The 22,476-nt window shown below is 68.5% G+C and carries 22 protein-coding genes; 8 read left to right on the forward strand and 14 right to left on the reverse strand.

Annotation, left to right across the window (positions count from 1 at the left end; translation table 11 throughout):
• Positions 1-9: 9 nt before the first annotated feature.
• A complete protein-coding gene (locus ACMGEZ_RS07115; RefSeq protein WP_436821559.1) occupies positions 10-495 on the reverse strand; it encodes an Hsp20/alpha crystallin family protein in 486 nt (161 codons plus the stop codon).
• Positions 496-729: 234 nt separating this feature from the next.
• Here ACMGEZ_RS07115 and ACMGEZ_RS07120 point away from each other — a divergent pair, with 234 nt between their 5' ends.
• Together ACMGEZ_RS07120 and ACMGEZ_RS07125 are read left to right on the forward strand one after the other, a co-directional pair.
• On the forward strand, positions 730-1,182 hold the full coding sequence (locus tag ACMGEZ_RS07120) for an Hsp20/alpha crystallin family protein (protein ID WP_436821560.1): 453 nt from the start codon (positions 730-732) through the stop codon (positions 1,180-1,182).
• A 15-nt stretch (positions 1,183-1,197) separates the two neighbouring features.
• Entirely contained in the window at positions 1,198-1,614 is a 417-nt protein-coding gene (locus tag ACMGEZ_RS07125) for an Hsp20/alpha crystallin family protein (protein WP_436821561.1), read from the forward strand.
• Between the two features lie 100 nt (positions 1,615-1,714).
• On the opposite strand, the gene ACMGEZ_RS07130 is transcribed toward ACMGEZ_RS07125, so the two are convergent.
• From ACMGEZ_RS07130 to ACMGEZ_RS07155, 6 genes are all read right to left on the reverse strand, one after another.
• On the reverse strand, positions 1,715-2,947 hold the full coding sequence (locus ACMGEZ_RS07130; protein WP_436821562.1) for an MFS transporter: 1,233 nt from the start codon (positions 2,945-2,947) through the stop codon (positions 1,715-1,717).
• Positions 2,947-4,071 carry a chorismate synthase gene (aroC, locus tag ACMGEZ_RS07135; RefSeq protein ID WP_436821563.1) on the reverse strand — a complete coding sequence of 375 codons (1,125 nt, stop codon included), beginning with the start codon at positions 4,069-4,071 and terminating at the stop codon, positions 2,947-2,949. Before aroC ends, ACMGEZ_RS07130 begins: the two co-directional genes overlap by 1 nt.
• A gap of 185 nt (positions 4,072-4,256) precedes the next feature.
• Entirely contained in the window at positions 4,257-5,828 is a 1,572-nt protein-coding gene (locus ACMGEZ_RS07140; protein ID WP_436821564.1) for an MFS transporter, read from the reverse strand.
• Complete coding sequence (locus ACMGEZ_RS07145) at positions 5,825-6,205, reverse strand: YciI family protein (RefSeq protein ID WP_436821565.1); 381 nt, start codon at positions 6,203-6,205, stop codon at positions 5,825-5,827. Before ACMGEZ_RS07145 ends, ACMGEZ_RS07140 begins: the two co-directional genes overlap by 4 nt.
• Positions 6,202-6,564, reverse strand: a complete 363-nt coding sequence (locus ACMGEZ_RS07150; protein WP_436821566.1) for a YciI family protein — start codon at positions 6,562-6,564, stop codon at positions 6,202-6,204. The genes ACMGEZ_RS07145 and ACMGEZ_RS07150 overlap by 4 nt, the downstream gene beginning before the upstream one ends.
• A 97-nt stretch (positions 6,565-6,661) precedes the next feature.
• Positions 6,662-7,957 (reverse strand): RNA polymerase sigma factor, encoded by a 1,296-nt coding sequence (locus tag ACMGEZ_RS07155; protein WP_436821567.1) that lies wholly within the window; start codon positions 7,955-7,957, stop codon positions 6,662-6,664.
• Positions 7,958-8,165: 208 nt separating this feature from the next.
• Between ACMGEZ_RS07155 and ACMGEZ_RS07160 the strand changes: the two genes are divergently transcribed.
• Genes ACMGEZ_RS07160 through ACMGEZ_RS07175 form a run of 4 tightly spaced genes read left to right on the forward strand, consistent with a single transcriptional unit; the run spans position 8,166 to position 12,384 of the window.
• On the forward strand, positions 8,166-8,786 hold the full coding sequence (locus tag ACMGEZ_RS07160) for a GbsR/MarR family transcriptional regulator (protein ID WP_436821568.1): 621 nt from the start codon (positions 8,166-8,168) through the stop codon (positions 8,784-8,786).
• 3 nt (positions 8,787-8,789) lie between these two features.
• On the forward strand, positions 8,790-10,181 hold the full coding sequence (locus ACMGEZ_RS07165; protein ID WP_436821569.1) for a cytochrome ubiquinol oxidase subunit I: 1,392 nt from the start codon (positions 8,790-8,792) through the stop codon (positions 10,179-10,181).
• 1 nt (position 10,182) lies between these two features.
• A complete protein-coding gene (locus ACMGEZ_RS07170; RefSeq protein ID WP_436821570.1) occupies positions 10,183-11,226 on the forward strand; it encodes a cytochrome d ubiquinol oxidase subunit II in 1,044 nt (347 codons plus the stop codon).
• A gap of 51 nt (positions 11,227-11,277) precedes the next feature.
• Positions 11,278-12,384, forward strand: coding sequence for a glycosyltransferase family 4 protein (locus ACMGEZ_RS07175; protein ID WP_436821571.1), 1,107 nt, complete (start codon positions 11,278-11,280; stop codon positions 12,382-12,384).
• A gap of 6 nt (positions 12,385-12,390) precedes the next feature.
• On the opposite strand, the gene ACMGEZ_RS07180 is transcribed toward ACMGEZ_RS07175, so the two are convergent.
• The 7 genes from ACMGEZ_RS07180 to ACMGEZ_RS07210 form a co-directional block, all read right to left on the reverse strand.
• Entirely contained in the window at positions 12,391-13,485 is a 1,095-nt protein-coding gene (locus ACMGEZ_RS07180; protein WP_436821777.1) for an acyltransferase family protein, read from the reverse strand.
• Between the two features lie 46 nt (positions 13,486-13,531).
• The gene (locus ACMGEZ_RS07185; protein ID WP_436821572.1) at positions 13,532-14,494 is read right to left on the reverse strand and encodes an NAD(P)H-dependent flavin oxidoreductase; all 963 of its coding nucleotides are present in this window, start codon (positions 14,492-14,494) and stop codon (positions 13,532-13,534) included.
• 58 nt (positions 14,495-14,552) lie between these two features.
• Positions 14,553-16,343 (reverse strand): acyl-CoA dehydrogenase, encoded by a 1,791-nt coding sequence (locus ACMGEZ_RS07190; RefSeq protein WP_436821573.1) that lies wholly within the window; start codon positions 16,341-16,343, stop codon positions 14,553-14,555.
• Positions 16,344-16,425: 82 nt separating this feature from the next.
• Positions 16,426-17,361: an electron transfer flavoprotein subunit alpha/FixB family protein gene (locus ACMGEZ_RS07195; protein ID WP_436821574.1), complete on the reverse strand. Its 936-nt coding sequence runs from the start codon at positions 17,359-17,361 to the stop codon at positions 16,426-16,428.
• A gap of 12 nt (positions 17,362-17,373) precedes the next feature.
• Entirely contained in the window at positions 17,374-18,123 is a 750-nt protein-coding gene (locus ACMGEZ_RS07200; RefSeq protein ID WP_436821575.1) for an electron transfer flavoprotein subunit beta/FixA family protein, read from the reverse strand.
• A gap of 136 nt (positions 18,124-18,259) precedes the next feature.
• Complete coding sequence (locus tag ACMGEZ_RS07205) at positions 18,260-19,540, reverse strand: mechanosensitive ion channel family protein (protein ID WP_436821576.1); 1,281 nt, start codon at positions 19,538-19,540, stop codon at positions 18,260-18,262.
• Positions 19,541-19,544: 4 nt separating this feature from the next.
• Positions 19,545-20,498: a histone deacetylase family protein gene (locus ACMGEZ_RS07210; RefSeq protein WP_436821577.1), complete on the reverse strand. Its 954-nt coding sequence runs from the start codon at positions 20,496-20,498 to the stop codon at positions 19,545-19,547.
• Between the two features lie 74 nt (positions 20,499-20,572).
• Here ACMGEZ_RS07210 and ACMGEZ_RS07215 point away from each other — a divergent pair, with 74 nt between their 5' ends.
• Positions 20,573-21,493 carry an AAA family ATPase gene (locus ACMGEZ_RS07215; RefSeq protein ID WP_436821578.1) on the forward strand — a complete coding sequence of 307 codons (921 nt, stop codon included), beginning with the start codon at positions 20,573-20,575 and terminating at the stop codon, positions 21,491-21,493.
• Positions 21,490-22,476, forward strand: coding sequence for a DUF58 domain-containing protein (locus ACMGEZ_RS07220; RefSeq protein WP_436821579.1), 987 nt, complete (start codon positions 21,490-21,492; stop codon positions 22,474-22,476). Before ACMGEZ_RS07215 ends, ACMGEZ_RS07220 begins: the two co-directional genes overlap by 4 nt.

The raw sequence follows: 22,476 nt of genomic DNA on the forward strand, positions 1-22,476 counted from the left end.
GCAAGCGCCCTAGCGGACTTCGATGCGGCGCCGCTGCAAGGCGGCGCCCTTCTTCTTCTTGAACTCGACCCTCAGCACGCCGTCACGCAGCCGCGCGTCGGCAGAGCCCTCGTCCACCTCCGGCGGCAGGCGGACGGCGCGCTCGAAGCTGCCATAGGCACGCTCCATCAGGTAGTAGCTCGCGCCCAGGTGTTCACGCTCCGACCGCCTCTCGCCGCGAATGCGCAGATAGCCGTCCTGCACGGTCACCTGGCAGTCGTCGCGCTCGACGCCCGGCAGCTCCACCTGCACCACCACGGAGTTGCCGCGGTCCACGACTTCGCCGGCGAGCATGCCCCACCGCGGGAACGACAGCGCCTGCGTCGGCTGCGCGTCCTTGCGTGGAAAGAAGCGCGTCAGCGCCGAGCTTCCACGTTGCACGATGTCGCGCCAGCCTTCCGCAAGATCCTGCCAACCCCTCTGGAAAGCGCTTCCCAGATCCTTCAGGACTTCCATGTGTTGCCTCCTTTCCGACAATGCCATTTCGATGCCGACATGTGGTTGGGTCTGCCGCTTTCAAGGGCCGAATTCCAGGGTGGAGACGCGCACTTCTCCCCCCCGTGAACACCTCTCGAACGCCTCTTGAGCCTCTTGAACTTTTTTCGAGGCACTCCCAACTAAGGCCCCGGAAGCGCCGGGAAAACCACTCCCGACGCAGGTTGTCGAATCGAGCTTGAAAGGAGGTTTCGCATGTACGGATCGCTGTTCCCGCGCGACCTGTTCGCCGAGCTGGATCGCCTGCAGCGCGAAATGCAGCAGGCATTCGATCTTTCTCCGACCATCCGCGGCTTCGGCCGCAGCGGCTTCCCCGCGCTCAACGTCGGCGGCACGCCGCAGGCAGTGGAGGTCTACGCCTTTGCCCCGGGTCTGGATCCAGCCACGCTCGAGATCAATGTCGATCGCGGCGTGCTGACCATCTCGGGTGAGCGCAAATCGCCGCTGCCGGAGGAAGGGGAAGGCACGAACGGCAAGCAACCGGTCGTCCATATCAACGAGCGTTTCGCGGGCCAGTTCACGCGCGTTCTCACGCTGCCCGACGAGGTGGACCCCGATGGCGTCAAGGCCCAGTACCGCGACGGCATCGTGCAGATCACGATCCCGCGTCATGCTTCTGCGCAACCGCGCCGCATCACGGTCAGCTGAAGAAAGGAGTTGAAGATGAACGACGTTCGTAAACAGGACGGCGCCACTTCCACCGCCGTCGCCGAAAAGCAGCAGCAGCAGGAGGTCGCGCGCCGCGAGGCGCAGGCCTTGATGCCGCCCGTGGATGTCATCGAGGATGTGGACAGCCTCACGCTGTACGCCGATCTTCCCGGTGTGACCAAGGAGACGCTCACTCTGCACGTGGACAGCGGCACGCTCAGCATCGAGGCTGAGCTGGGTCTGTCCCTGCCCGAGGGACTGCAGTCGAGCCATACCGAGGTCGGCGTTGGCCGTTTCCGCCGCAGCTTCACGCTCAGCAAGGAGCTCGATGCCGAGAAGGTCTCGGCTGAGCTTTCCAATGGCGTGCTGAAGCTGAGGATCCCGAAGGCGGAGCACGCGAAGCCGCGCCGCATCACGGTGAACGCAGCCTGACCTGCGACTTGTCCGCCGGCAGCGGCATGGAACCAAGCGCCCTGCCGGCGCTGCAAGCGTGAGCGCCCGGAACCACGCAGGTCGTGAAGACCTGATCCGCTCAGGCGGACGGCGGCTTGGCGCCCGCGGGCGTGCCTTCTGCCGGCCGGGGCCGTGACGCAACGGCTTCCAGCCGCTGCATTCGCCACGCGCACACGCTGCCCACCACCGCCAGCGCGGTCGCCACGCCGAACATCGCCACATAGCCGAAGTGCTGCGCGATCGCGCCGCCGGCCAGCACGCCCAGCACGCCGCCGAAGCCATAGCCGATCACCGTGAAGAGCGCCTGCCCGCGCCCGCGCAGCCGGCCGGGAAAATGGCGCGACACCATCGCGATGCAGGTCGTGTGGTGCGCGGCGAAGGACAGCGCATGCAGCAGTTGCGCCGCCGCCAGCGCCCAGACCCACGGCCCGCAGCCGGCCGTGATCCCCATTCGAAGCACCGCAGCCACGCCGCAGATCAGCAGCCAGCGCGGCATCGCGAAGCGCCCGAGCAGCCGGCCCTGCAGGAAGAACCAGGCCACCTCGGCGCCCACCGACAGCGCCCACAGCAAACCGATCACCGCCTTGCCGTAGCCCAGCGAATCCAGGTAGAGGGACAGGAAGCCGTAGACCGCGAAATGCGCCATCACGTGGAAGAACAGCGAGGCGAAGAACCAGCGCACCGCCGGGATGCGCAGCACCGGCCCGACCGGCTCCTTCTGCGCCGCGTGGGCAAGCGGCGCCTCGCGCGTATCGGGCAGGCGCAGGGTCGCGATCAGGACGATGGCCAGCGTGCCGCCGGCCCAGGCCGGGAAATGGCTCATGCCGAAACGCTCGAACCACTCGCCCGCGATGAAGACGGTGACCAGGAAACCGGCCGAGCCCCACAGCCGGATGCGGCCGTAGCGGCCCCAATCACCCGCCACCAGGTGGGCCATGGCCGCCTCGGTGAGCGACATCATCGAGCTGGTGTGGATGAAGGTCACCAGCAGCACCAGGCCCAGCCACCAGGCGCCGCCGTTCCACCACAGCCCCAGCGAGGCGAAGAGCGCGACCGCCGCGCTGATGCGCAACAGCAGCACGCGCTGGCCCGTGTGATCGCTCAACGCGCCCCAGGCATAGGGCGCGAAGACGCGCGTGATCGACTGCACCGATGTCAGCAGGCTGATGGTGAAGATCGGCAGCCCCAGGCTCTGCAGCCAGAGCGGCAAGTAGGGGTTGAAGAAGCCGATGTGGGCGAAGTAGCTTGCCGACAGGCCGGCGAACGCCAGCAGATGGCCGCGGCCGGCGGCAGGAGACTCCGGCCCGGCCACTAGAGGAAGGACGCCTGCGGCGACGTTCCTTCAGCGTTGGACTGGCCCGGATCGGGCGCCCCGATCACGTCGCCGCACTGGGCGCGGTTGCGCAGCGCATGCTCCATCACGACCAGCGCCAGCATCGCCTCGGCGATGGGGGTGGCACGGATGCCCACGCAGGGGTCGTGCCGGCCCTTGGTGACCACCTCGACCGGCTGGTTGTGGATGTCGACGGACCGGCGCGGGCTGATGATCGAGCTGGTGGGCTTGATCGCGATGCTCACGTCCAGGTCCTGTCCGGTGCTGATGCCGCCGAGCACGCCGCCGGCGTTGTTGCTCTCGAAGCCGTCCGGCCGGATCGAGTCGCCGTGCGTGGTGCCACGCTGCGTGACGCTGGCGAAGCCGGCGCCGATCTCGACGCCCTTGACGGCGTTGATGCCCATCATGGCCCAGGCAATGTCGGCGTCCATCTTGTCGAACAGCGGCTCGCCCAGGCCCACCGGCACCTTGGAGGCCGTCACGCGGATGCGGGCGCCGCAGGAGTCGCCCGCCTTGCGCAGCGCGTCCATGTAGCCCTCGAGCCGGGAGACATCGGCCACCGGCGCGAAGAAGGGGTTGTTCGGCACATGGTCCCAGCTCTCGAAGGGGATCTCGATCTCGCCGATCTGGGCCATGCAGCCGCGGAACACGGTGCCGTACTTCTCGAACAGCCACTTCCGGGCGACAGCGCCGGCCGCCACCATCGGCGCCGTCAGCCGCGCCGAGGAACGGCCGCCGCCGCGCGGATCGCGAATGCCGTATTTCTTCCAGTAGGTGAAGTCGGCGTGGCCGGGGCGGAACTGCTGCGCGATCTGGCCGTAGTCCTTGCTGCGCTGGTCGGTGTTGCGGATCAGCAGTGCGATCGGCGTGCCGGTGGTCTTGCCCTCGTAGACGCCGGAGAGGATCTGCACGATGTCGGGCTCGTTGCGCTGCGTCACGTGGCGGCTGGTGCCGGGGCGTCGGCGGTCGAGGTCTCCCTGGATGTCGGCCTCGGTGAGTGCCAGGCCGGGCGGGCAGCCGTCGATGACGCAGCCGATCGCGGGGCCATGGGATTCGCCGAAGTTGGTGACCGCGAAAAGGGTGCCGAAGGTGTTGCCGCTCATGGGCGGGGATTATCCGCGCAAGCTCAGAAGCTGTGGATGAATCCGGCGCGCCCGAGCAGCCCGCCCAGGCGGCTTCAATCAAGGCGCAAAGTGCAGCCGTAGCTCGCGCTACGGCGAGCATTTGCAACGCAGAGTGAGGCCGCCTGGGCGGGATGAGCGGGCGTGGCGGATTTATTCACAGCTTCTCAGACCTCGCGGGCGCAAGGGCGAGGCCGCGTTGCGGGCGCGGCCTGCGGCGGACCACCCACGTGGCGCAGCATGAAGACGGCGAGCAGGGCCGCGCCCAACGCTACCGCGGCGCTGATGGAGGCCGTGAGCACGAAGGCTTCCGCGAACGCCGCGCGCGAGGCCTCGAGCAGGGCCGCGCCGGCCGGCCCCGGCAGCGCCGCGGCCGCATCCGCCGCGACGCCAAGGCTGGTGCGGGCCGCCTCGGCCACGGCTGGCGGAACGCCCTCCAGCGCGCTGTCCGTCATCGCACGCCGGTAGACGGCCACGATCAGGCTGCCCAGCATCGCGATGCCCAGGGCACCACCGAACTCCGAGCTGGTCTCCTGGATGGCCGAGGCCGCGCCGGCGCGCTCGGGCGGGGCCGTGCCCACCATCATGTCGACCGCCAGCGTGAAGGCGAAGGACAGGCCGAGCGAGAGGATCGTGTAGGCGGCCACCAGCAGCAGCAAGCCATCTGCCCGCCCGACCTGCGCCAGCAAGGCAAAGCCCACGGCCGCGATGAGCAGCCCGCCGGCCACCACGAAACCCGGCCGCACGCGGCGCACGATTCGCGGCGCCAGCGTCGAGCCCACCGCAAAGGCCATGCCCGAAGGCACGCTCCACAGCCCGGCCTGCAGTGGCGAGAGGCCCAGCACCAGCTGCATGTACTGCACCACGAAGAGAAAGCTGCCGAACGCGATGAAGAAAGCCAGCGTGTTGATGGTGAGCGCCGCGCTGAAGGCGGGCGCACGGAACAGCGCCAGGTCGATCAGCGGGTCCGCGAGCCGGCCCTGGCGCCGGAAGAAGGCCCACCCGATCGCCACGCCCACCACGACCGCCGCCAGCGGCAGCCAGCCGGGACCGTGCTCCGCGAAGCGCTTGAGGCCGTAGATGACGGCCAGCACCGCCAGCAGCGATTGCGCCGCGCTGAGGACATCGAGCCGCCCCGCCTCGGGGTCGCGGTACTCGGGCAGCAGCCATGGCCCGATCAGCAGCAGCAGCGCCATCACCGGCACGCCGACCAGGAACACCGAGCCCCACCAGAAATGCTCGAGCAGCGCGCCGCCGACCAACGGCCCGATGGTGCCGCCGATCGAGAAGCTCGCGATCCAGACGCCGATGGCCACGGTGCGCTCCTGCGCATCGAGGAACATGTTGCGGATCAGCGAGAGCGTCGAAGGCGCCAGCGTCGCGCCCGCCACGCCGAGCAGCGCGCGGGTGGCGATCAGCATCGGCGCGCTGGTGGAGAAGGCCGCCAGCACCGAGGCCAGCCCGAAGAAGGCGGCGCCGATCAGCAGCAGCCGGCGTCGCCCGATGCGGTCGCCCAGCGTGCCCATGGTGATGAGCGAGCCTGCCAGCATGAAGCCGTAGATGTCGACGATCCACAGCATCTGCGCGCTGCTCGGCCGCAGCGCGGCGCTCAGGTGCGGCACCGCGAGGTTGAGCACCGTGAGGTCCATCGCGTAGAGCATGCAGGGCAGCGCGATCACGGCAAGGCCGATCCATTCGCGCGCGCCGGCCTTGTGCGCAGTGGGTTGCACCGCGGTCATGGTTGCCCTTGCCCTTCTTGCGCCGGGCGAGCGAGCTCGAACACCGGCCGCAGCTCGATGCTCCCGACGCGCGCGGAGGGAATGCCCGCGGCCAGGCGCACGGCCTCCTCCTCGCTCGCGGCCTCGACCAGGTAGAAGCCGCCGAGCTGCTCGTTGGTCTCGATGAAGGGACCGTCGGTGACCGACAGCCGGCCGTTGCGCACGCGCACGACGGCGGCCGTGCTCGCGGCCTCCAGGCCCTCGGACGCGACCAGATGGCCGCCGGCGCGCAGGCGGTCGTCATAGTCCAGGTGCTCGTTGACGAAGGCGGCCATCTCGGCGGGCGGGATCGTGCCCATCTGCGCGTCAGTCGCGAAGATCATGCAGAGGTATCTCATGGCGCGCTCCTCTCGACCTTGGCGATGGGCCGCACCTCGATGCTGCCGTGCCTGGCCAACGGAATGCGGGCCGCGACCTGGATCGCGGCATTGAGGTCTGGCACGTCGATCAGGATGAAGCCGCCGAGCTGCTCCTTCGTCTCGATGAAGGGGCCGTCGGTCTGCGAGAGCTTGCCTGCCCGCGTCTGCACCACCTTGGCGGTCTTCGGCGGCTGCAGCGCCTCGGCCACGACCAGCTGGCCGCGCGCCGCGAGCTCCTCGTCGTAGTCCATCGAATCGTTGTCCAGCCGGGCCCGTTCGCTCGCCGACATCGAAGTCAGCAGCGCGGGATCGAAGTAGACGAGGCAAAGGTATTTCATGCGCATCTCCTGGAAAGAAAGGTTGAGGGGATGCCTCTGGTCGAACGGCCGGGCCCGTTTTCGACACGCAAGCCGGCTTTGCAGCGGCCGACTTGTTTCAAGATGCATCGCCCGCCGCAGGCAACGCCGCCAGCCGCCGTTCGAGGAACTGGCGCTCGGGCGCCTGCCGCGCCTGCGCCAGTGCGCGCTCGTAGGCTTCGCGCGCCTCGGCCGTGCGGCCGAGGCGCCGGCAAAGGTCGGCCCGGGCCGCATGGGCCAGGTGGTAGTCCGCTAGCTCGCCGCTCGCAAGGATGTCGTCGATCAGCGCGAGGCCGGCCGCCGGGCCGTCGCGCATCGCGATGGCGACGGCCCGGTTGAGCGCGACCACCGGCGACGGCTCGGCGCGCAGCAGCACGTCGTACAGGCCTGCGATCTGCGCCCAGTCGGTGGCCGCGGCGTCGGCCGCCTCCGCGTGCACCGCCGCGATGGCGGCCTGCAGGGTGTAGGGGCCGAAGCGCCGCGAGGACAGGGCCTGCGTCACGAGCGCGCTGCCCTCGGCGATCAGCACGGCGTCCCAGCGGCTGCGGTCTTGGTCCTCCAGCAGCACCATCTCGCCCGCGGCCGAGCTGCGCGCCGCGCGGCGCGACTCGTGCAGCAGCATCAGCGCCAGCAGGCCGATCGCCTCGGGCTCGGGCAGCAGCTCGACCAGCAGGCGGCCCAGGCGAATCGCCTCCGCCGAGAGGTCGGGCCGCGTGAGCGCCTCGCCCGACGAAGCGGCATAACCCTCGTTGAACACCAGGTAGACCACGCGCAGCACCACGTCGAGCCGCTCGGGCAGCTCGCGCACGGGCGGCACCTGGTAGGGAATGCGCGCCTCGCGGATCCTGCTCTTGGCCCGCACGATGCGCTGCGCGATGGTGGGCGCGGGCACCAGGAAGGCAGCGGCGATCTGCTCGGTCGCGAGGCCGCAGACCTCGCGCAACGTTAGCGCCGCCTCCGCATCGGGTGCCAGCGCCGGATGACAGCAGGTGAAGATCAGGCGCAGGCGGTCGTCCTCCAGGGCTTCGGCATCGGCGTCGCGTTCGTCCCAGGCCGGGGCAGGGTCGGCAGCGGCGTCGACTGCGCCGGCGTTCTCGTCCCAGCCTTCGAAACGCGCGCGGCGGCGGATGCCGTCGATGGCCTTGAAGCGCCCGGCCGAGACCAGCCACGCGCGCGGGTTGGACGGTATGCCTTGCACCGGCCATTGCTCGAGGGCGGCGCGGAACGCGTCATGCAGCGCCTCCTCCGCCAGGTCGAAGTCGCCCAGCAGCCGCACCAGCGTGGCGAAGATGCGGCGCGACTCGCTGCGGTAGACCGCTTCCGCCGCCTCGCGCGCGGCGAGCCGGCCCGCGTCGGGCGCGGGCGGCGCAGTCATCAGGTGAACCATGCGGCTGAATTTCGAAGCGCGGCGGCGCCTTGTCAAGCGGCGATCATGGTCAAGGGGCGGGCCCGCTTCATGTACGAGGACCAGGTGACGCTGGTGGAAGCCGGGGACATGAGGGCGCTCATCGAAAGCCACCGGATATCTGTTTGAATTTTCAGTAATTCTTGAAATTACAGCAATTTGGCGCGAGAATCACGCCATGGCCGACAGCACCCACCTCCCTGCCCTCAATCAGCGCTTCGTCGCCCACTTCGGCGAGATGGGCAGCCGCTGGGGCATCAACCGCACGGTGGGACAGATCTATGCGCTGATCTTCATTTCCGAGCGCGCGCTCAACGCCGACGAAATCGCCGAGCTGCTCGAGTTCTCGCGCTCGAACGTCAGCATGGGGCTGAAAGAACTGCAAGCGTGGCGCCTGGTGCGCCTGCGGCACCTGCCCGGCGACCGCCGCGAGTACTTCGAGGCGCCGCAGGACGTGTGGGAGATCTTCCGCGTGCTGGCCGAGGAGCGCCGCCGGCGCGAGATCGAGCCGACGCTCTCGATGCTGCGCAGCGCGCTGCTCGAGACGCCGTCGAGCGACGCCGAGCGCCATGCGCAGGCGCGCATGCGGCAGATGCACGAGCTGATCGATCGGCTCATGACCTGGTTCGACGATGTCCAGAAGCTCGCGCCCGAAACCGCGATGCAGCTGATGGGGATGGGCGCAACGGTGACCAAGGTGCTCGAGTTCAAGGATCGCCTCACGGGCAGGACGGCACGCCCGGCGCCGGCCCCCCCGAAGGCCGCGAAGGTGGCGAAGCTCCCGAGCAAGAAGGACTGAACCATGGAATTCGACACCCTGCTCCTGTCTCGCATCCAGTTCGCTGCCAACATCAGCTTCCACATCCTGTTTCCCACGATCAACATCGCGCTCGGCTGGGTGCTGGTGTTCTTCAGGCTACGGACCATTGCCGCGAAGGGCACGCCCGCGGCGGCGCAATGGGAGGCGGCCTACTACTTCTGGACCAAGGTCTTCGCGCTGAGCTTCGCGCTCGGGGTGGTTTCCGGCATCACGATGAGCTTCCAGTTCGGCACCAACTGGCCGGGCTACATGGAAAAGGCCGGCAACATCGCCGGGCCGCTGCTGGGCTACGAGGTGCTCACCGCCTTCTTCCTGGAGGCCACCTTCCTCGGCATCATGCTGTTCGGCCGTGACCGGGTGTCGGAGCGAGTCCACCTCGTGGCCAGCTTGATGGTGGCGGGCGGCACCACGCTGTCTGCCTTCTGGATCCTCGCGCTCAACTCGTGGATGCAGACCCCCAGCGGCTACGAGATCATCGACGGCCGCTTCCACGTGCTGAGCTGGTGGGACGTGATCTTCAGCCCCTCTTTCCCTTACCGCCTTGGGCACAAGCTGTTGGCTTCGACGCTCACGGTGTCCTTCCTGATCGCCGGCCTGAGTGCCTGGCAATTGCTGCGCGGTACCCCGAACGCGGGCACGCGCAAGGCACTGCGCGCCAGCGTCGGCCTGGCTGCAATCGCGATTCCGCTGCAGATCTTCATGGGCGACCTGCACGGCCTGAACACGCTGCAGCACCAGCCCGCGAAGATCGCCGCGATCGAGGGCGTGTGGCACACCGAAAAGAGCGCGCCGCTCACGCTGTTCGGCTGGCCCAACGAGAAGGAAGGCCGTACCGACTACGCCGTGCAGGTGCCCAAGCTCGCCAGCCTGATCCTCGCGCACGACATCGACGCCGAGATCAAGGGCCTCAACGAGTTTCCGAACGCCCATCCGCCCGTGGCGCCGGTGTTCTGGAGCTTCCGCGTGATGGTGGGCATGGGCGTGCTGATGCTCGTCGTTTCCTGGTGGGCCGCATGGAAGCTGCTGCGCCGCAGGCGAGACGGCGCCGAGGCGCCGGAGCCGCGCCTGCTGCTGTGGACGCTGGCAGGCATGACCTTCTCCGGCTGGGTCGCGACGCTGGCCGGCTGGTACGTGACGGAGATCGGCCGCCAGCCCTTCATCGTCTACGGCCTGCTACGCACCGCCGACGTGGTGGCCGCGCATCCGCCGGCCCTGGTGGGAAGCACCCTCGTTGCCTGGCTGCTGCTCTACCTGGTCCTGCTCCTCTCGTATGTGGCGGTGCTCAAGTACATGGCTGAACACCCCGAGACGCCGGCGCCCGAAAAGCCGCTGCCCGTGACCACCCGAGCCGGCTCCGCCGCGCTGAAAGGCTGACATGAACGCGCTGAACTGGGCCACCGTGCTGCCCCTCGTCTTCATGGCGGTGATGGGCCTGGCGCTCATGATCTACGTCGTGCTCGACGGCTACGACCTGGGCGTGGGCATCCTGCTGCCCTTCGCGAGCGATGACGAGAAGGACGTGATGGTCTCGAGCATCGGCCCCTTCTGGGACGCGAACGAGACCTGGCTGGTGCTCGGCATCGGCGTGCTGCTGATCTGCTTTCCGCTCGCGCACGGCGTGGTCCTGAGTGCGCTCTACCTGCCCGTCACGCTGATGCTGGTGGGCCTCACGCTGCGGGGCGTGTCCTTCGACTTCCGCGTGAAGGCGCGCGACGAACACAAGCGGGCCTGGAACAACGCGTTTTCCATCGGCTCGCTGCTGGCCGCGATGGCGCAGGGCTGGATGCTCGGCAGTTATCTGACGGGGTTCAGCCACAGCTGGCTGTCGCTGGCCTTCAGCCTGGGCATTGCGCTGACGCTGCCGACCGCCTACGCCATGCTGGGCGCCGGCTGGCTCATCATGAAGACGGGCGACGAGTTGAAGCAGAAGGCAGTGCGGTGGGCCCGCGGCGTGCTGTGGCCGATGGGCCTCGCCCTGGTCGGCATCTCCGTCGCGACGCCCATCGTCAGCCCGACCGTCTTCGACAAGTGGTTCAGCCTGCCGGAACTGCTGGGGCTGCTGCCGATCCCGCTGGCCTGCGGCGCGGCCTTCTTCGCGATCTTCCAGGTCATCTCCAAGCCCAGGGTGGTCGCTGGCGGCTACGGATGGGTGGTGTTCGCCGGCACGGTGCTGATCTTCCTGATGGCTTTCCTCGGGCTGGCCTACAGCATCTATCCCTACGTGGTGCTGGACCGCCTGACCGTGTGGGAGGCCGCGAGCTCCACCGAAGCACTGGTGGTGATCGGGATCGGCGTCGCAATCACCCTGCCGGCCATCATCGTCTACACGATCTTCATGTACCGCGTGTTCTGGGGCCGCGCGCAGGCGCTGAGCTATGGCGCGACGGCCGCGCCCGGCTCGGCCGCGTCGGGCCCCTGATGCGCCGCGGCCCGCTGCTACGATCGGCCGAAGCAGCATCCGGGAGCGACATTGAAAGTTCTTTCCATCACGCCGACCTACTTTCCGCAGGTCGGAGGCATCGAGTCCGTGGTTCGCGAACTGGCCGTGCGCACATCCGGCCCTGGCGTGCAGGTCGACGTGGCCCATGTCTCGGCCAAGGTCGCCGAGCCCTCCGTGGACGAAGTCGACGGCCTGAAGGTGTACCGCGTGCCCGTGGCCGGCAACCGGCTCGCCGGCTATGCGCGCGACTTCGGCCGCCTCGCCGCCGGCTATGACCTGCTGCACGTGCACGACCCGCAATTGATGATGCTCACCGGCAACGTGCTGCTGCAATGCCGGCACATCCCCGCCGTGCTGAGCACGCACGGCGGCTTCCGCCACACGACGCGGCACCGATCGATCAAGTGGCTGCACGAGCGCCTGCTGATGCGCTCGCTGCTGCGGCACTACCGCAAGATCCTGGCAACCAGCGAATCGGACACCGCGTACTTCAGCCAGTTCTCGGACCGGGTCGAGAAGTGCGAGAACGGCATCGCCTATGCCAAGTTCCAGCAGGGGCGACTCACCGGCACGCCTGATCCGGCCAAATGGATCTATTGGGGCCGCTGGTCGCGCAACAAGCGCATCGACGCGGTGATCGACACGGTCGCGATGGCCCGCGACCAGGGCATCGCGATCGACCTGCTGATCGCCGGGCCGGACTTCGACAACCTGCGTGAATCGCTGGACAACCAGATCCGCGCGCTGAAGCTCGATGCCGCAGTCCGGCTGCATCCCTACATCGAGGATGCCGCGCTGATGCACGAGCTGCAGCAGCGCACCGTGTTCGTCACCGGCAGCGAGTACGAGGGCTTCGGCGTCGGCATCCTGGAGGCGATGGCGGCGGGCAAGATCGTGTTGTGCCGGGATATCGCGCCGATCAACGGCTTCGTGGAGCGCGGCGTCAACGGCTTCTTCCTGGGCTTCGACGGGAGTGCTGCGGACGCCGCGGTGGTGCGCGAGATCGCGGGGCTCGACAGCGAGCGCTGCACCGCGATGTCGGCGGCCGCTCAGCAGCGGGCCAAGCACTACGACTGGGACGTGATCGCTCAGACCTTCTCGCGCCACTACCAGGACGCCCTGGCGAACGGTCGCTGAGCCTCTTCAGCCCGCGGTCATCGCCCCGCAGGCGAGCAGCGCCGCGAAGAGCCCCACCACCCTCGGCCACGTCACCGGCCGCGACTCGACCCAGCGGTACAGGAGCGTCGCCGCGGCGACCGACAACCCGAAGGCGGCGATGAGGCCGAGCAGACCGGTCCAGGGGCCGACAGGCACCAGCCGCGCCATCACCGCGCTCACCAGCAGCAGCACGGGGAAGTGGATCAGGAACAGCGAATACGAGATGCGCCCCAGCCGCAGCAGCGGCGGCCAGGCGCCCAGCGCCAGATCGCCGCGCCGCTGCGCTGCCACCAACAGCAGCGCCGTGACCAGCGCGGTGGCGATACGGCTGCGCCAGTCGAGCGCCAGGGCGGCGGCGCCGACCAGCGCCAGCAGCGCCACCGCGAACCGCCAGGTGCTGCGCCGCGTGGCGCGGCCGATCCAGAACACCAGCATGCCCAGGCCGTAGGCGCCGAAGAAATAGAGCGCCGTGTCGTCCAGCCCTGCGTTGCGGTTGAACACCGCGAGCGACGCAACCGCCAGCACCAGCACCAGGCCCACCGCCAGCCAGCGCGAGCGCCCCGGCTCCAGCGCCCACCGGCGCTGCAGCAGCTCCGAGAGGCCGATAGCCATCAGCGCCAGCACGAAGAGCTGGAAGTCGATCGCCACGTACCACACGCCGGTGGAGAGTGCTTCGTAGCCGAGCAGGTCCTGTAGCAGCAGCCCGTGCGCCACCAGCTGCGCCAGTCCGGGCGCCGCCGGCACGGCCTCGTCGACGAGCCAGGGCCGCACCAGCGCGGCGGCCAGCACGCTGACGGCAAGCGCCGCCAGGTAGGGCATGGCGAGCCGGCCGTAGCGCTGGAACACGCGCAGCATGGGACGGTCGATCCGCAACACGCCATCGGGCGCGAGGCTGCCCGCCGCCAGGAAGCCTGCGATCACCAGGAACACCTGCACGGCGAGGCGGCCGTTGTCGGCCAGCCATTCGAAAAGCGCCGGCGCCAGCGTGGACGCACTGACCGGCAGCGGGCCGTAGCGCGCGAGGTGATGCCCGACGATCACCGCGCAGGCGAGCCCCTTTGCCACGTCGAGCAGCGGCATGCGCGCCGCGGCCGCAGGCGCGGCGGGCGTGCGCGCCGCGGCCGGATCAGAGGGCAAGGCGTTGCCGCGCTTCCTGGTACTCGCGCTTGAGCTTCTCGACGAAGGCGGCGGCGGTGCCGACCTCGGTGACGGCGCCGATGCCCTGCCCCGAGCCCCAGATGTCCTTCCAGGCCTTGGTCTTGCTGCCCTCCCCGCCGCCGAAGTTCATCGTCTTGAGGTCGCCCTGCGGCAGGTTGGCCGGGTCCATGCCCGCGGCCACGATGCTCGGCGCGAGGTAGTTGCCGTGCACGCCGGTGAAGAGATTCGAGTAGACGATGTCGTCGGAGTTGCCGTCGACGATGGCCTGCTTGTACTCGTCGCTCGCGCGCGCCTCCTGCGTCGCGATGAAGGCGGTGCCGATGTAGGCGAAGTCGGCGCCCATGGCCTGCGCTGCCAGCACCGCTCCGCCGGTGGCGATAGCGCCCGACAGCGCGATGGGGCCGTCGAACCACTGCCGAATTTCCTGCACCAGGGCGAAGGGGCTCTTGATGCCCGCATGCCCGCCGGCGCCGGCCGCCACCGCGATGATGCCGTCGGCGCCCTTCTCGATCGCCTTGCGGGCGAAGGCGTTGTTGATGACATCGTGCAGCGTCACACCGCCATAGCTGTGAACCGCGTCGTTGACGTCGGTGCGCGCGCCCAGCGAGGTGATGACGATCGGCACCTTGTACTTCACGACCATCTCCATGTCGTGCTCGAGCCGGTCGTTGCTCTTGTGCACGATCTGGTTGATCGCGAAGGGCGCGGCGGGCCGGTCCGGGTTCGCCTTGTCGTGAGCCGCCAGTGCCTCGGTGATCTCGGCCAGCCAGTCTTCCAGCTGCGAGGCCGGGCGCGCGTTGAGCGCGGGCATCGCCCCCACCACGCCGGCCTTGCATTGCGCGATCACGAGCTTGGGGTTGCTGATGATGAACAGCGGCGAGCCGATGATCGGCAGCGGGAGGTTGGCGAGCACGGGAGGGAGCTTGGACATGGTTCGGTCGTCTCTTGAAGGTTGTGAAAAACGGGAGCGGACAGCCGGCTGTCCGATTTCAGAAGGCCTCGATCGGCAACGCGGTCACGCTCTCGGCCCCCTCGACGATGCTGTCGCGCAGCCCGGGTGCCTTGACGAGGATGTGCTCGGCATAGAAGCGGGCGGTGGCGATCTTGGCCTGCATGAAGGCGACGTCGTTGCCGGCCTTGAGCTGGTCTTCGGCCACCAGCAGCGAGCGCGCGAGCTGCCAGCCCGCGACGAGGTTGCCCGCCAGCATCAGGTAGGGCACGCTGCCCGCGAACACCGCATTGGGCGCTGCCTTGGTCCGGCCGGCGACGAACTCGACCACGTCGACGAAGGCCTCGCGCGCGGCCTTCAGCCGCCTGGCGACCGCCTGTGCCTCGGCGCTGTCTCGCCTGGAGAGCTCGGCCTCGGTCTTCTCGATTTGTGCCGCGATGGCCTTGGCGACCTGCCCGCCGTCGCGCGCCGTCTTGCGGCCGACGAGGTCGTTGGCCTGAATCGCGGTCGTGCCTTCGTAGATGGTGAGGATCTTGGCGTCGCGCAGGTACTGCGCCGCGCCGGTCTCCTCGATGAAGCCCATGCCGCCGTGCACCTGCACGCCCAGCGATGCGACCTCCAGGCTCATCTCGGTGCTGTAGCCCTTGACCAGCGGCACCATGTATTCGTAGAAGGCCTGGTTCTGCTTGCGCGTCTCGGCATCGGGGTGGTGATGCATCGCATCGTAGGCCGCCGCCGCGGTCGTGGCCATGGCGCGGCAGCCCTCGGTGTAGGCGCGCATCGTCATCAGCATGCGCTTGATGTCGGGGTGGTGAATGATGGGCGCGCTCGCATTGATCGAGCCGTCCACCGGGCGGCTCTGCACCCGGTCCTTCGCATAGGCCACTGCCTGCTGGTAGGCCCGCTCTGCAATCGCGATGCCCTGCACGCCGACGGCATAGCGCGCCGCGTTCATCATGATGAACATGTATTCGAGGCCGCGATTCTCCTGGCCGACGATGTATCCCACAGCGCCGCCGTGGTCCCCGTATTGAAGGACAGCCGTGGGCGAGGCCTTGATGCCCAGCTTGTGCTCGATGCTGACGCAGTGCACGTCGTTGCGTTCGCCGAGCGTGCCGTCCTTGTCGACGAGGAACTTTGGCACCACGAACAGGCTGATGCCCTTCACGCCTTCGGGCGCGCCGGTCACGCGCGCAAGCACGAGGTGCACGATGTTCTCGGCCATGTCGTGCTCGCCGTAGGTGATGAAGATCTTGGTGCCGAAGATCCTGTAGCTGCCGTCGGGTTGCGGCTCGGCGCGGCTGCGCACCATCGCGAGGTCGCTGCCGGCCTGCGGCTCTGTCAGGTTCATGGTGCCGGTCCATTGCCCGCTCACCAGCTTCTGGAGGTAGGCGGCCTTCAGCTCGTCGGAGCCGGCGGTGAGCAGCGCCTCGATTGCGCCGTCGCTCAGGAGCGGGCACAGCGCGAAGCTCATGTTGGCCGAGTTGAGCATCTCGCCGCACGCCGCGCCGATGGTCTTGGGCAGGCCCTGGCCGCCGAACTCGGCCGGGTGCTGCAGCCCCTGCCAGCCGCCCGCCGCGTACTGCGCGAAGGCTTCCTTGAAGCCGGGCGTGGTCGCGACCTTGCCGTCCTTGAAGGTCGAGGGATGCCTGTCGCCCGCCACGTTGAGCGGCGCGACCACGTCCTGGTTGAAGCGCGCACACTCCTCGAGCACGGCTTGCGCGGTCTCGAGGCCGGCGTCCTCGAGGCCCGGCATGCGCGCGATCTGCGCGATGTCGGCGAGATGCTCGATGTCGAAGAGCATGTCCTTGACCGGGGCGGTGTAGCTCATGGCTGTCTCCAATGCGGCAGATATGAAAAGGGCATCGCGAACGATGCCCTGGTTGCTTCGGCTGTCGGTTCGTCGAAGGTGCTCAGAGTGCCTTGACCAGTTCCGGCACCGCCGTGAACAGGTCCGCCTCCAGCCCGTAGTCGGCCACGCTGAAGATCGGTGCTTCCGGATCCTTGTTGATGGCCACGATCACCTTCGAGTCCTTCATGCCCGCCAGATGCTGGATCGCGCCCGAGATGCCGCAGGCGATGTAGAGCTGCGGCGCCACGATCTTGCCGGTCTGGCCGACCTGCCAGTCGTTGGGGGCGTAGCCCGCGTCCACGGCGGCGCGGCTCGCACCCAGGCCTGCGTTCAGCTTGTCGGCGAGCGGCGTCATCACCTCGGTGAACTTCTCCGCGCTGCCGAGGGCTCTTCCACCGCTCACGATGATCTTGGCGGCGGTGAGCTCGGGGCGGTCGCTCTTGGTGACTTCACGGCCGACGAAGCTCGACTTGCCGCTGTCCGCCACGCCTTCGGCGTTCTCCACCGTGGCGCTGCCGCCCGTGGCAGCGGCCGCGTCGAAGCCGGTGGTGCGCACGGTGACGACCTTGATGGCATCGCTGCTCTGCACGGTGGCAATGGCGTTGCCCGCGTAGATCGGGCGCTCGAAGGTGTCAGGGCTGTCGACCTTGGTGATGTCGCTGATCTGCGCCACGTCGAGCTTGGCCGCGACGCGAGGCGCGACGTTCTTGCCGTTGGCCGTGGCGGGGAACAGGATGTGGCTGTAGTTCTGGGCGATGGCCAGCACCTGGGCAGCGACGTTCTCGGCCAGGTTCTCGGCCAGGCTCGGGCTGTCGGCAGCGATGACCTTGGTCACACCGGCAATCTTGGCCGCCGCGGCGGCCGCTTCGGCGGCATTGGCGCCGGCCACCAGCACGTGCACATCGCCGCTCTGGCAGGCGATGCCCGCGGTCACGGTGTTCAGGGTCGCCGGCTTGACGGTGGCGTGGTCGTGTTCTGCGATAACGAGTACGGTCATGTCGGTTCCTCCTCAGATCACCTTGGCTTCGTTCTTGAGCTTGTCCACCAGCGTGGCGACATCGGGCACCTTGATGCCGGCGCCGCGCTTAGGGGGCTCGCTGACCTTCAGGGTCTTCAGGCGCGGCTTGACGTCCACGCCCAGGTCCTCGGGCTTGAAGGTGTCGAGCTGCTTCTTCTTGGCCTTCATGATGTTGGGCAAGGTGACGTAGCGCGGCTCGTTCAGGCGCAGGTCGGTGGTGATGACCGCGGGCAGCGTGAGCGAAATCGTCTCGAGGCCGCCATCGACCTCGCGGGTGACGTTGACCTTGTCGCCGGACACTTCGACCTTCGATGCGAAGGTGGCCTGGGGCAGATCGGCCAATGCGGCGAGCATCTGGCCGGTCTGGTTGGCATCGTCGTCGATGGCCTGCTTGCCCAGGATGATCAGTTGGGGAGCCTCCTTGTCGATCAGCGCCTTCAGCAGCTTGGCCACCGCCAGGGGCTGGAGCTCTTCGGAGGTCTCGACCAGGATGCCGCGGTCGGCGCCGATGGCCATGGCGGTGCGCAGCGTCTCCTGGCATTTGGCATCGCCGCAGGACACGGCAATGATCTCGGTGACCACGCCCTTTTCCTTGAGCCTCACCGCTTCTTCGACGGCGATCTCGTCGAAGGGGTTCATGCTCATCTTGACGTTGGCGATATCGACACCGGTGCCGTCACTCTTGACGCGCACTTTGACGTTGTAGTCGACAACCCGCTTGACGGGGACCAGGACCTTCATTGGCTTGACTCCATTGAATTGTGAAACTGGGGGTGCAGGGGATCCGAAGATTTTAGGCGCCGGCCTCCGCGCGAGCTGTCCATTTCAATCAGGGCGCCGGGCCGCAAGAAAACGAACGGTCGTGCTTTTTCAGGGATTATAGGCGAGCATCGGCCGGCTGCGAGAAGCCAGCCGGCAGCGACTCGACGCGCAGCACGCGTTGCGGAAAGGGAATGTCGATCTTTGCCGCCCGCAAGCCCTCGAGGATGGCGATGTTGATCGCCGAGCGCAGGTTGTCCTTGCCGTTGTGAGGGTCGGCGACCCAGACGTTGAGGCTGAACTCCAGCCCGTCGGGCGCGAAGTTCGCGAGATAGGCCACGGGTGCCGGGTCCTGCATCACGCGCGGCTGCGCGGTTGCCGCACTGCAGAGGATGCCGATCACCTTCGCCACGTCGCTGTCGTAGCCCACCACGATGCTGGTGGTGATGTTGAACTTGAGATCGGCCATCGAGAGGTTTTCGACCCGGCTCGTGATCAGCGATTCGTTCGGCACGATCGATTCGCGCCCGTTGCCCGCCCTCACCAGCGTGTAGCGGGTCTTGATGTCGGTGATGCGGCCCTCGAAGCCGTCCACCTTCACGTTGTCGCCGATGCGGATCGAGCGCTCCAGCAGGATCACGAAGCCGCTCACATAGTTGGCGGCGAGCTTCTGCAGGCCGAAGCCCAGGCCGACGCCCAGCGCACCACCCAGCACCGACAGCGCCGTCAGGTCCACCCCCACGGCCGACAGTGCGAACAGCAGGCCGACCAGCAGCAGGATGGCACGGATGGCGTTCGAGGCCACCTTGCGCATGGACAGGTCGGTCAGCGCGGTTCGAAGGACGCGCTTCTCCACCGTCGAGGCGATCCACAGGGCGATCACCAGCACCAGCGCGGCCGACAACGTGCCCTCGAGCATCGTGCGCAGGCTGACCTGGTTCTTGCCGAAGGCCAGCGTGATGTTGTCGAGCTCGGCCAGCACTGCCGGCAGCAGGCCGACGATCCACAGCACCGCGGCGATCCAGGCCAGCCAGGAGACGGTGCGTTCGACCAGCCGAACCAGCGCCGAACTCGGGAAGACGGCCCGCAGCACGCGCGCGACCAGGCGGATCGCGGCCAGCGAGAGGAACACCGACACCGCGATGCGCAGCACCAGCACCGGCTGGAAATCGAGCACGAAGCGGCGCGCGAGCTCGGTCAGCACGAGCGCCAGCAGCGGGAACAGCAAACCGTCGAAGGTACGTTCGCCGAACCAGATCGAGTCCTTGGGCTGGTCACGGCCGAACCAGCGGGAGAGGCCCCAGGCCAGCGCGACGCAGGCGATCAGCGCGGCAATCTCGACCCAGAGGGTCTCGGCATGGATCTGGCTGAGCCGCTGGCGGAAGTCGTCCAGAGTCATCGGCCTACAGGTCTGCCAGCACCCGCACGTGGGCCTCGACGCTGGCGGCCAGCGCGTCGAGGTTGTAGCCGCCCTCCAGCATGGAGACGATGCGCCCCCCGGCATGGCGCCGCGCCACCTCGCGGATGCGCTCGGTGATCCATGCGAAGTCGTTCTCGTTGAGCCGCAGCTGCCCGAGGTCGTCGTCGCGGTGCGCATCGAAGCCCGCGCTGACGAAGATCATCTGAGGCCGGAATTCCTCCAGCCGCGGCATCCAGCAGGCCTCGATCAGCTCGCGCACGTCCATGCCCTTGGTGTAGGCCGGCACCGGCAGGTTGAGCATGTTGGGCGCCGGATGGTCGGTGCCGCTGTACGGATAGAAGGGGTGCTGGAAGATGCCCACCATCAGCACCCGCGGATCGCCGCTGAAGATGTCTTCGGTGCCGTTGCCGTGATGGACGTCGAAGTCGACGATCGCGACACGCTCCAGCCCATGCACCTCGATCGCATGGCGCACTCCCACCGCGATGTTGTTGATGAAGCAGAAGCCCATGGCCTTGCCGTGGCAGGCATGGTGGCCGGGCGGTCGCACGGCGCAGAAGGCGTTGTCCAGCGCGCCGGAGATCACGGCGTCGGTCGCCGCGATGGCCGCGCCCGCCGCGCGACGGGCCGCCAGCAGGCTGAAGCGCATGAGCGCGGTGTCGGGGTCGAGCTGCGCATAGCGCGGGCCGCCGGCAGGCTCGTCGGCCACCAGCCGCTGGTTCAGCGCCTCGAGGTTCTCGATGTGTTCGACGGCATGCGCCCGCGTGATCTGCGGCAGCGTGGCCAATGGCACATCGCCACGTTCGAGCGCATCGGCGACGCCGGTCAGGAGCAGGCGGTCCTCGATGGCATCGAGCCGCTGCGGGCATTCGGGATGGCCCGCGCCCATGTCATGCTTCCAGCAGTCGCGGTGTGAGAAGTAGCCGGTTTTGCCCATGATCGACTCGCGTCGTAGGCCTCCGCGGCATGGGGCCGCAAGGCTTACGGTATTGTTTGCATATGGATACAAAAATGGACGTCGCCGCGAAGCTCGCCAGTTTGCTCGGTCAGCTTAACACGGTGATCGTGGGCAAAGAGGCGCACGTGCGCGACTGCGTGGCGTGCCTGCTGGCCGGCGGGCACCTGCTGATCGAGGACGTGCCGGGGGTCGGCAAGACCACCCTCGCCCACGCCCTTTCGCACACCTTCGGGCTGCAGTTCTCGCGTGTCCAGTTCACGGCCGACCTGATGCCCGGCGACCTGTCGGGCGTGGCCATCTACGACCGCGGGCAGCAGGCCTTCGTCTTCCACCCCGGGCCGATCTTCGCCCAGGTGCTGCTGGCCGACGAAATCAACCGCGCCAGTCCCAAGACCCAGAGCGCGCTGCTCGAGGCAATGGAGGAGAAGCAGGTCACGGTCGAAGGCGAGACCCGCCCGCTGCCCAGTCCCTTCTTCGTGATCGCGACGCAGAACCCGCACGACCAGCTGGGCACCTTCGCGCTGCCCGAATCGCAGCTCGACCGCTTCCTCATGCGCATCTCGCTGGGCTACCCCGACCGCGCGGCCGAGCGCGAGCTGCTGGCCGGCGCCGACCGCCGCGAGATGCTGGCCGGCCTGCCAGCCCTGCTGACCGCCGGCGAGCTCACGGCGCTGCAGCAGCGCGTGCTGCAGGTGCATGCGGCCGACCCGCTGCTGAACTACGTGCAGGACCTGATCGCCGCGACCCGCTCGGGCCGCTGGTTCCTGCAGGGCCTGTCGCCGCGCGCGGGCATCGCGGTGTTGCGCGCGGCCAAGGCGCAGGCGCTGCTGGCCAACCGCGACTACGTGGCGCCCGACGACGTGCAGGCCGTGCTGCCGCAGACCATCGCGCATCGCCTCACGCCGGTCGGCGATGCCGGGCGCGGCGCGACCGAGCAGGTCCGCGCGATGATCGCCGCCGTGCCCCTGCCGTGAACCAGGCTGCGCGCCTCTTCGCCCCGGTGCGTTCGCGCATCGACGGCTGGTTCCTGTCGCGCCGGCCGCCCTCGGACACGTTGGAGCTCACCCAGCGCAACGTGTACATCGTGCCCACCAAGGCGGGCTGGATGCTGGCCGCCACGCTGCTGCTGCTGCTGATCGGCTCGATCAACTACCAGCTCAACCTGGGCTACCTGCTGACCTTCCTGCTGGCCGGCAGCGTGGCCGTCGGCATGCACGTGGGCCACGGCACGCTGCGCGGGCTGGAACTGCGCTTGATGGCGCCCGATCCGCAGTTCGCAGGCGCCGCGGCCGTGCTGCGCGTGGTGCTGCACAACGCGCGGCGCAGCACGCGCTACGGCATCGGGCTGGCGGTGCGCCACAGCGGCCAGTGGGCGTGGAGCGACGTGCCCGCGGAAGGCAGCTCCACCGTCGAGGTTGCGTTCCAGCCCGATCGGCGCGGGCTCCATCCGGTCCCTACGCTCACGGCAGAGACCCGCTTCCCGCTGGGCACCTTCCGCGTCTGGACCGTGTGGCGGCCGGCCTCGCAGGTGCTGGTCTACCCTGCGCCCGAGCCGCATCCGCCGCCGCTGCCGCCGGGCGAGCCGCTGGCCGGCCAGGCCGCGTCCTCCCCGCTGCGGGCCAGCGTGGCCGGCGAGTACGACGGCGTGCGCGCCTACCGGCGCGGCGACCCGCTGAAGCTCGTGGTCTGGAAGCGGGCCGCGCAGGCGCAGGCCACGGGGTCGGAAGACCTGGTGAGCCGCGATACGCAGCAGGCGCAGCGGCACGAACTCTGGCTGGATGCCCAGGCCACGGGGGTGGCCGATCCCGAGGGGCGCCTGTCGCGGCTTTGCGCGTGGGTGCTGATGGCAGACCGGCTGGGCGTGGACTACGGTTTGCGCATCGCGGGGCGGACGATCGCACCATCGCAGGGCGAGGCGCACAGGCGGCGTTGCCTGGAGGTGCTGGCACTATGTTGA

Source organism: Variovorax stachyos (genome assembly GCF_051400855.1).
GTDB lineage: Bacteria > Pseudomonadota > Gammaproteobacteria > Burkholderiales > Burkholderiaceae_C > Variovorax.

Bases quoted from the DNA above. Each gene is read 5' to 3' on its own strand.
- ACMGEZ_RS07155 (WP_436821567.1), bottom strand. From the start codon at position 7,957: ATGACTGCGCCGCCCGCGCCCGACGCGGGCCGGCTCGCCGCGCGCGAG.
- ACMGEZ_RS07160 (WP_436821568.1), top strand. From the start codon at position 8,166: ATGGCCGACAGCACCCACCTCCCTGCCCTCAATCAGCGCTTCGTCGCC.
- ACMGEZ_RS07190 (WP_436821573.1), bottom strand. From the start codon at position 16,343: ATGAGCTACACCGCCCCGGTCAAGGACATGCTCTTCGACATCGAGCAT.
- ACMGEZ_RS07195 (WP_436821574.1), bottom strand. From the start codon at position 17,361: ATGACCGTACTCGTTATCGCAGAACACGACCACGCCACCGTCAAGCCG.
- ACMGEZ_RS07170 (WP_436821570.1), top strand. From the start codon at position 10,183: ATGAACGCGCTGAACTGGGCCACCGTGCTGCCCCTCGTCTTCATGGCG.
- ACMGEZ_RS07185 (WP_436821572.1), bottom strand. From the start codon at position 14,494: ATGTCCAAGCTCCCTCCCGTGCTCGCCAACCTCCCGCTGCCGATCATC.
- ACMGEZ_RS07180 (WP_436821777.1), bottom strand. From the start codon at position 13,485: ATGCCGCTGCTCGACGTGGCAAAGGGGCTCGCCTGCGCGGTGATCGTC.
- ACMGEZ_RS07115 (WP_436821559.1), bottom strand. From the start codon at position 495: ATGGAAGTCCTGAAGGATCTGGGAAGCGCTTTCCAGAGGGGTTGGCAG.
- ACMGEZ_RS07120 (WP_436821560.1), top strand. From the start codon at position 730: ATGTACGGATCGCTGTTCCCGCGCGACCTGTTCGCCGAGCTGGATCGC.
- ACMGEZ_RS07145 (WP_436821565.1), bottom strand. From the start codon at position 6,205: ATGAGATACCTCTGCATGATCTTCGCGACTGACGCGCAGATGGGCACG.
- ACMGEZ_RS07140 (WP_436821564.1), bottom strand. From the start codon at position 5,828: ATGACCGCGGTGCAACCCACTGCGCACAAGGCCGGCGCGCGCGAATGG.
- ACMGEZ_RS07125 (WP_436821561.1), top strand. From the start codon at position 1,198: ATGAACGACGTTCGTAAACAGGACGGCGCCACTTCCACCGCCGTCGCC.
- ACMGEZ_RS07165 (WP_436821569.1), top strand. From the start codon at position 8,790: ATGGAATTCGACACCCTGCTCCTGTCTCGCATCCAGTTCGCTGCCAAC.
- ACMGEZ_RS07200 (WP_436821575.1), bottom strand. From the start codon at position 18,123: ATGAAGGTCCTGGTCCCCGTCAAGCGGGTTGTCGACTACAACGTCAAA.
- ACMGEZ_RS07150 (WP_436821566.1), bottom strand. From the start codon at position 6,564: ATGAAATACCTTTGCCTCGTCTACTTCGATCCCGCGCTGCTGACTTCG.
- ACMGEZ_RS07215 (WP_436821578.1), top strand. From the start codon at position 20,573: ATGGACGTCGCCGCGAAGCTCGCCAGTTTGCTCGGTCAGCTTAACACG.
- aroC (WP_436821563.1), bottom strand. From the start codon at position 4,071: ATGAGCGGCAACACCTTCGGCACCCTTTTCGCGGTCACCAACTTCGGC.
- ACMGEZ_RS07210 (WP_436821577.1), bottom strand. From the start codon at position 20,498: ATGGGCAAAACCGGCTACTTCTCACACCGCGACTGCTGGAAGCATGAC.
- ACMGEZ_RS07205 (WP_436821576.1), bottom strand. From the start codon at position 19,540: ATGACTCTGGACGACTTCCGCCAGCGGCTCAGCCAGATCCATGCCGAG.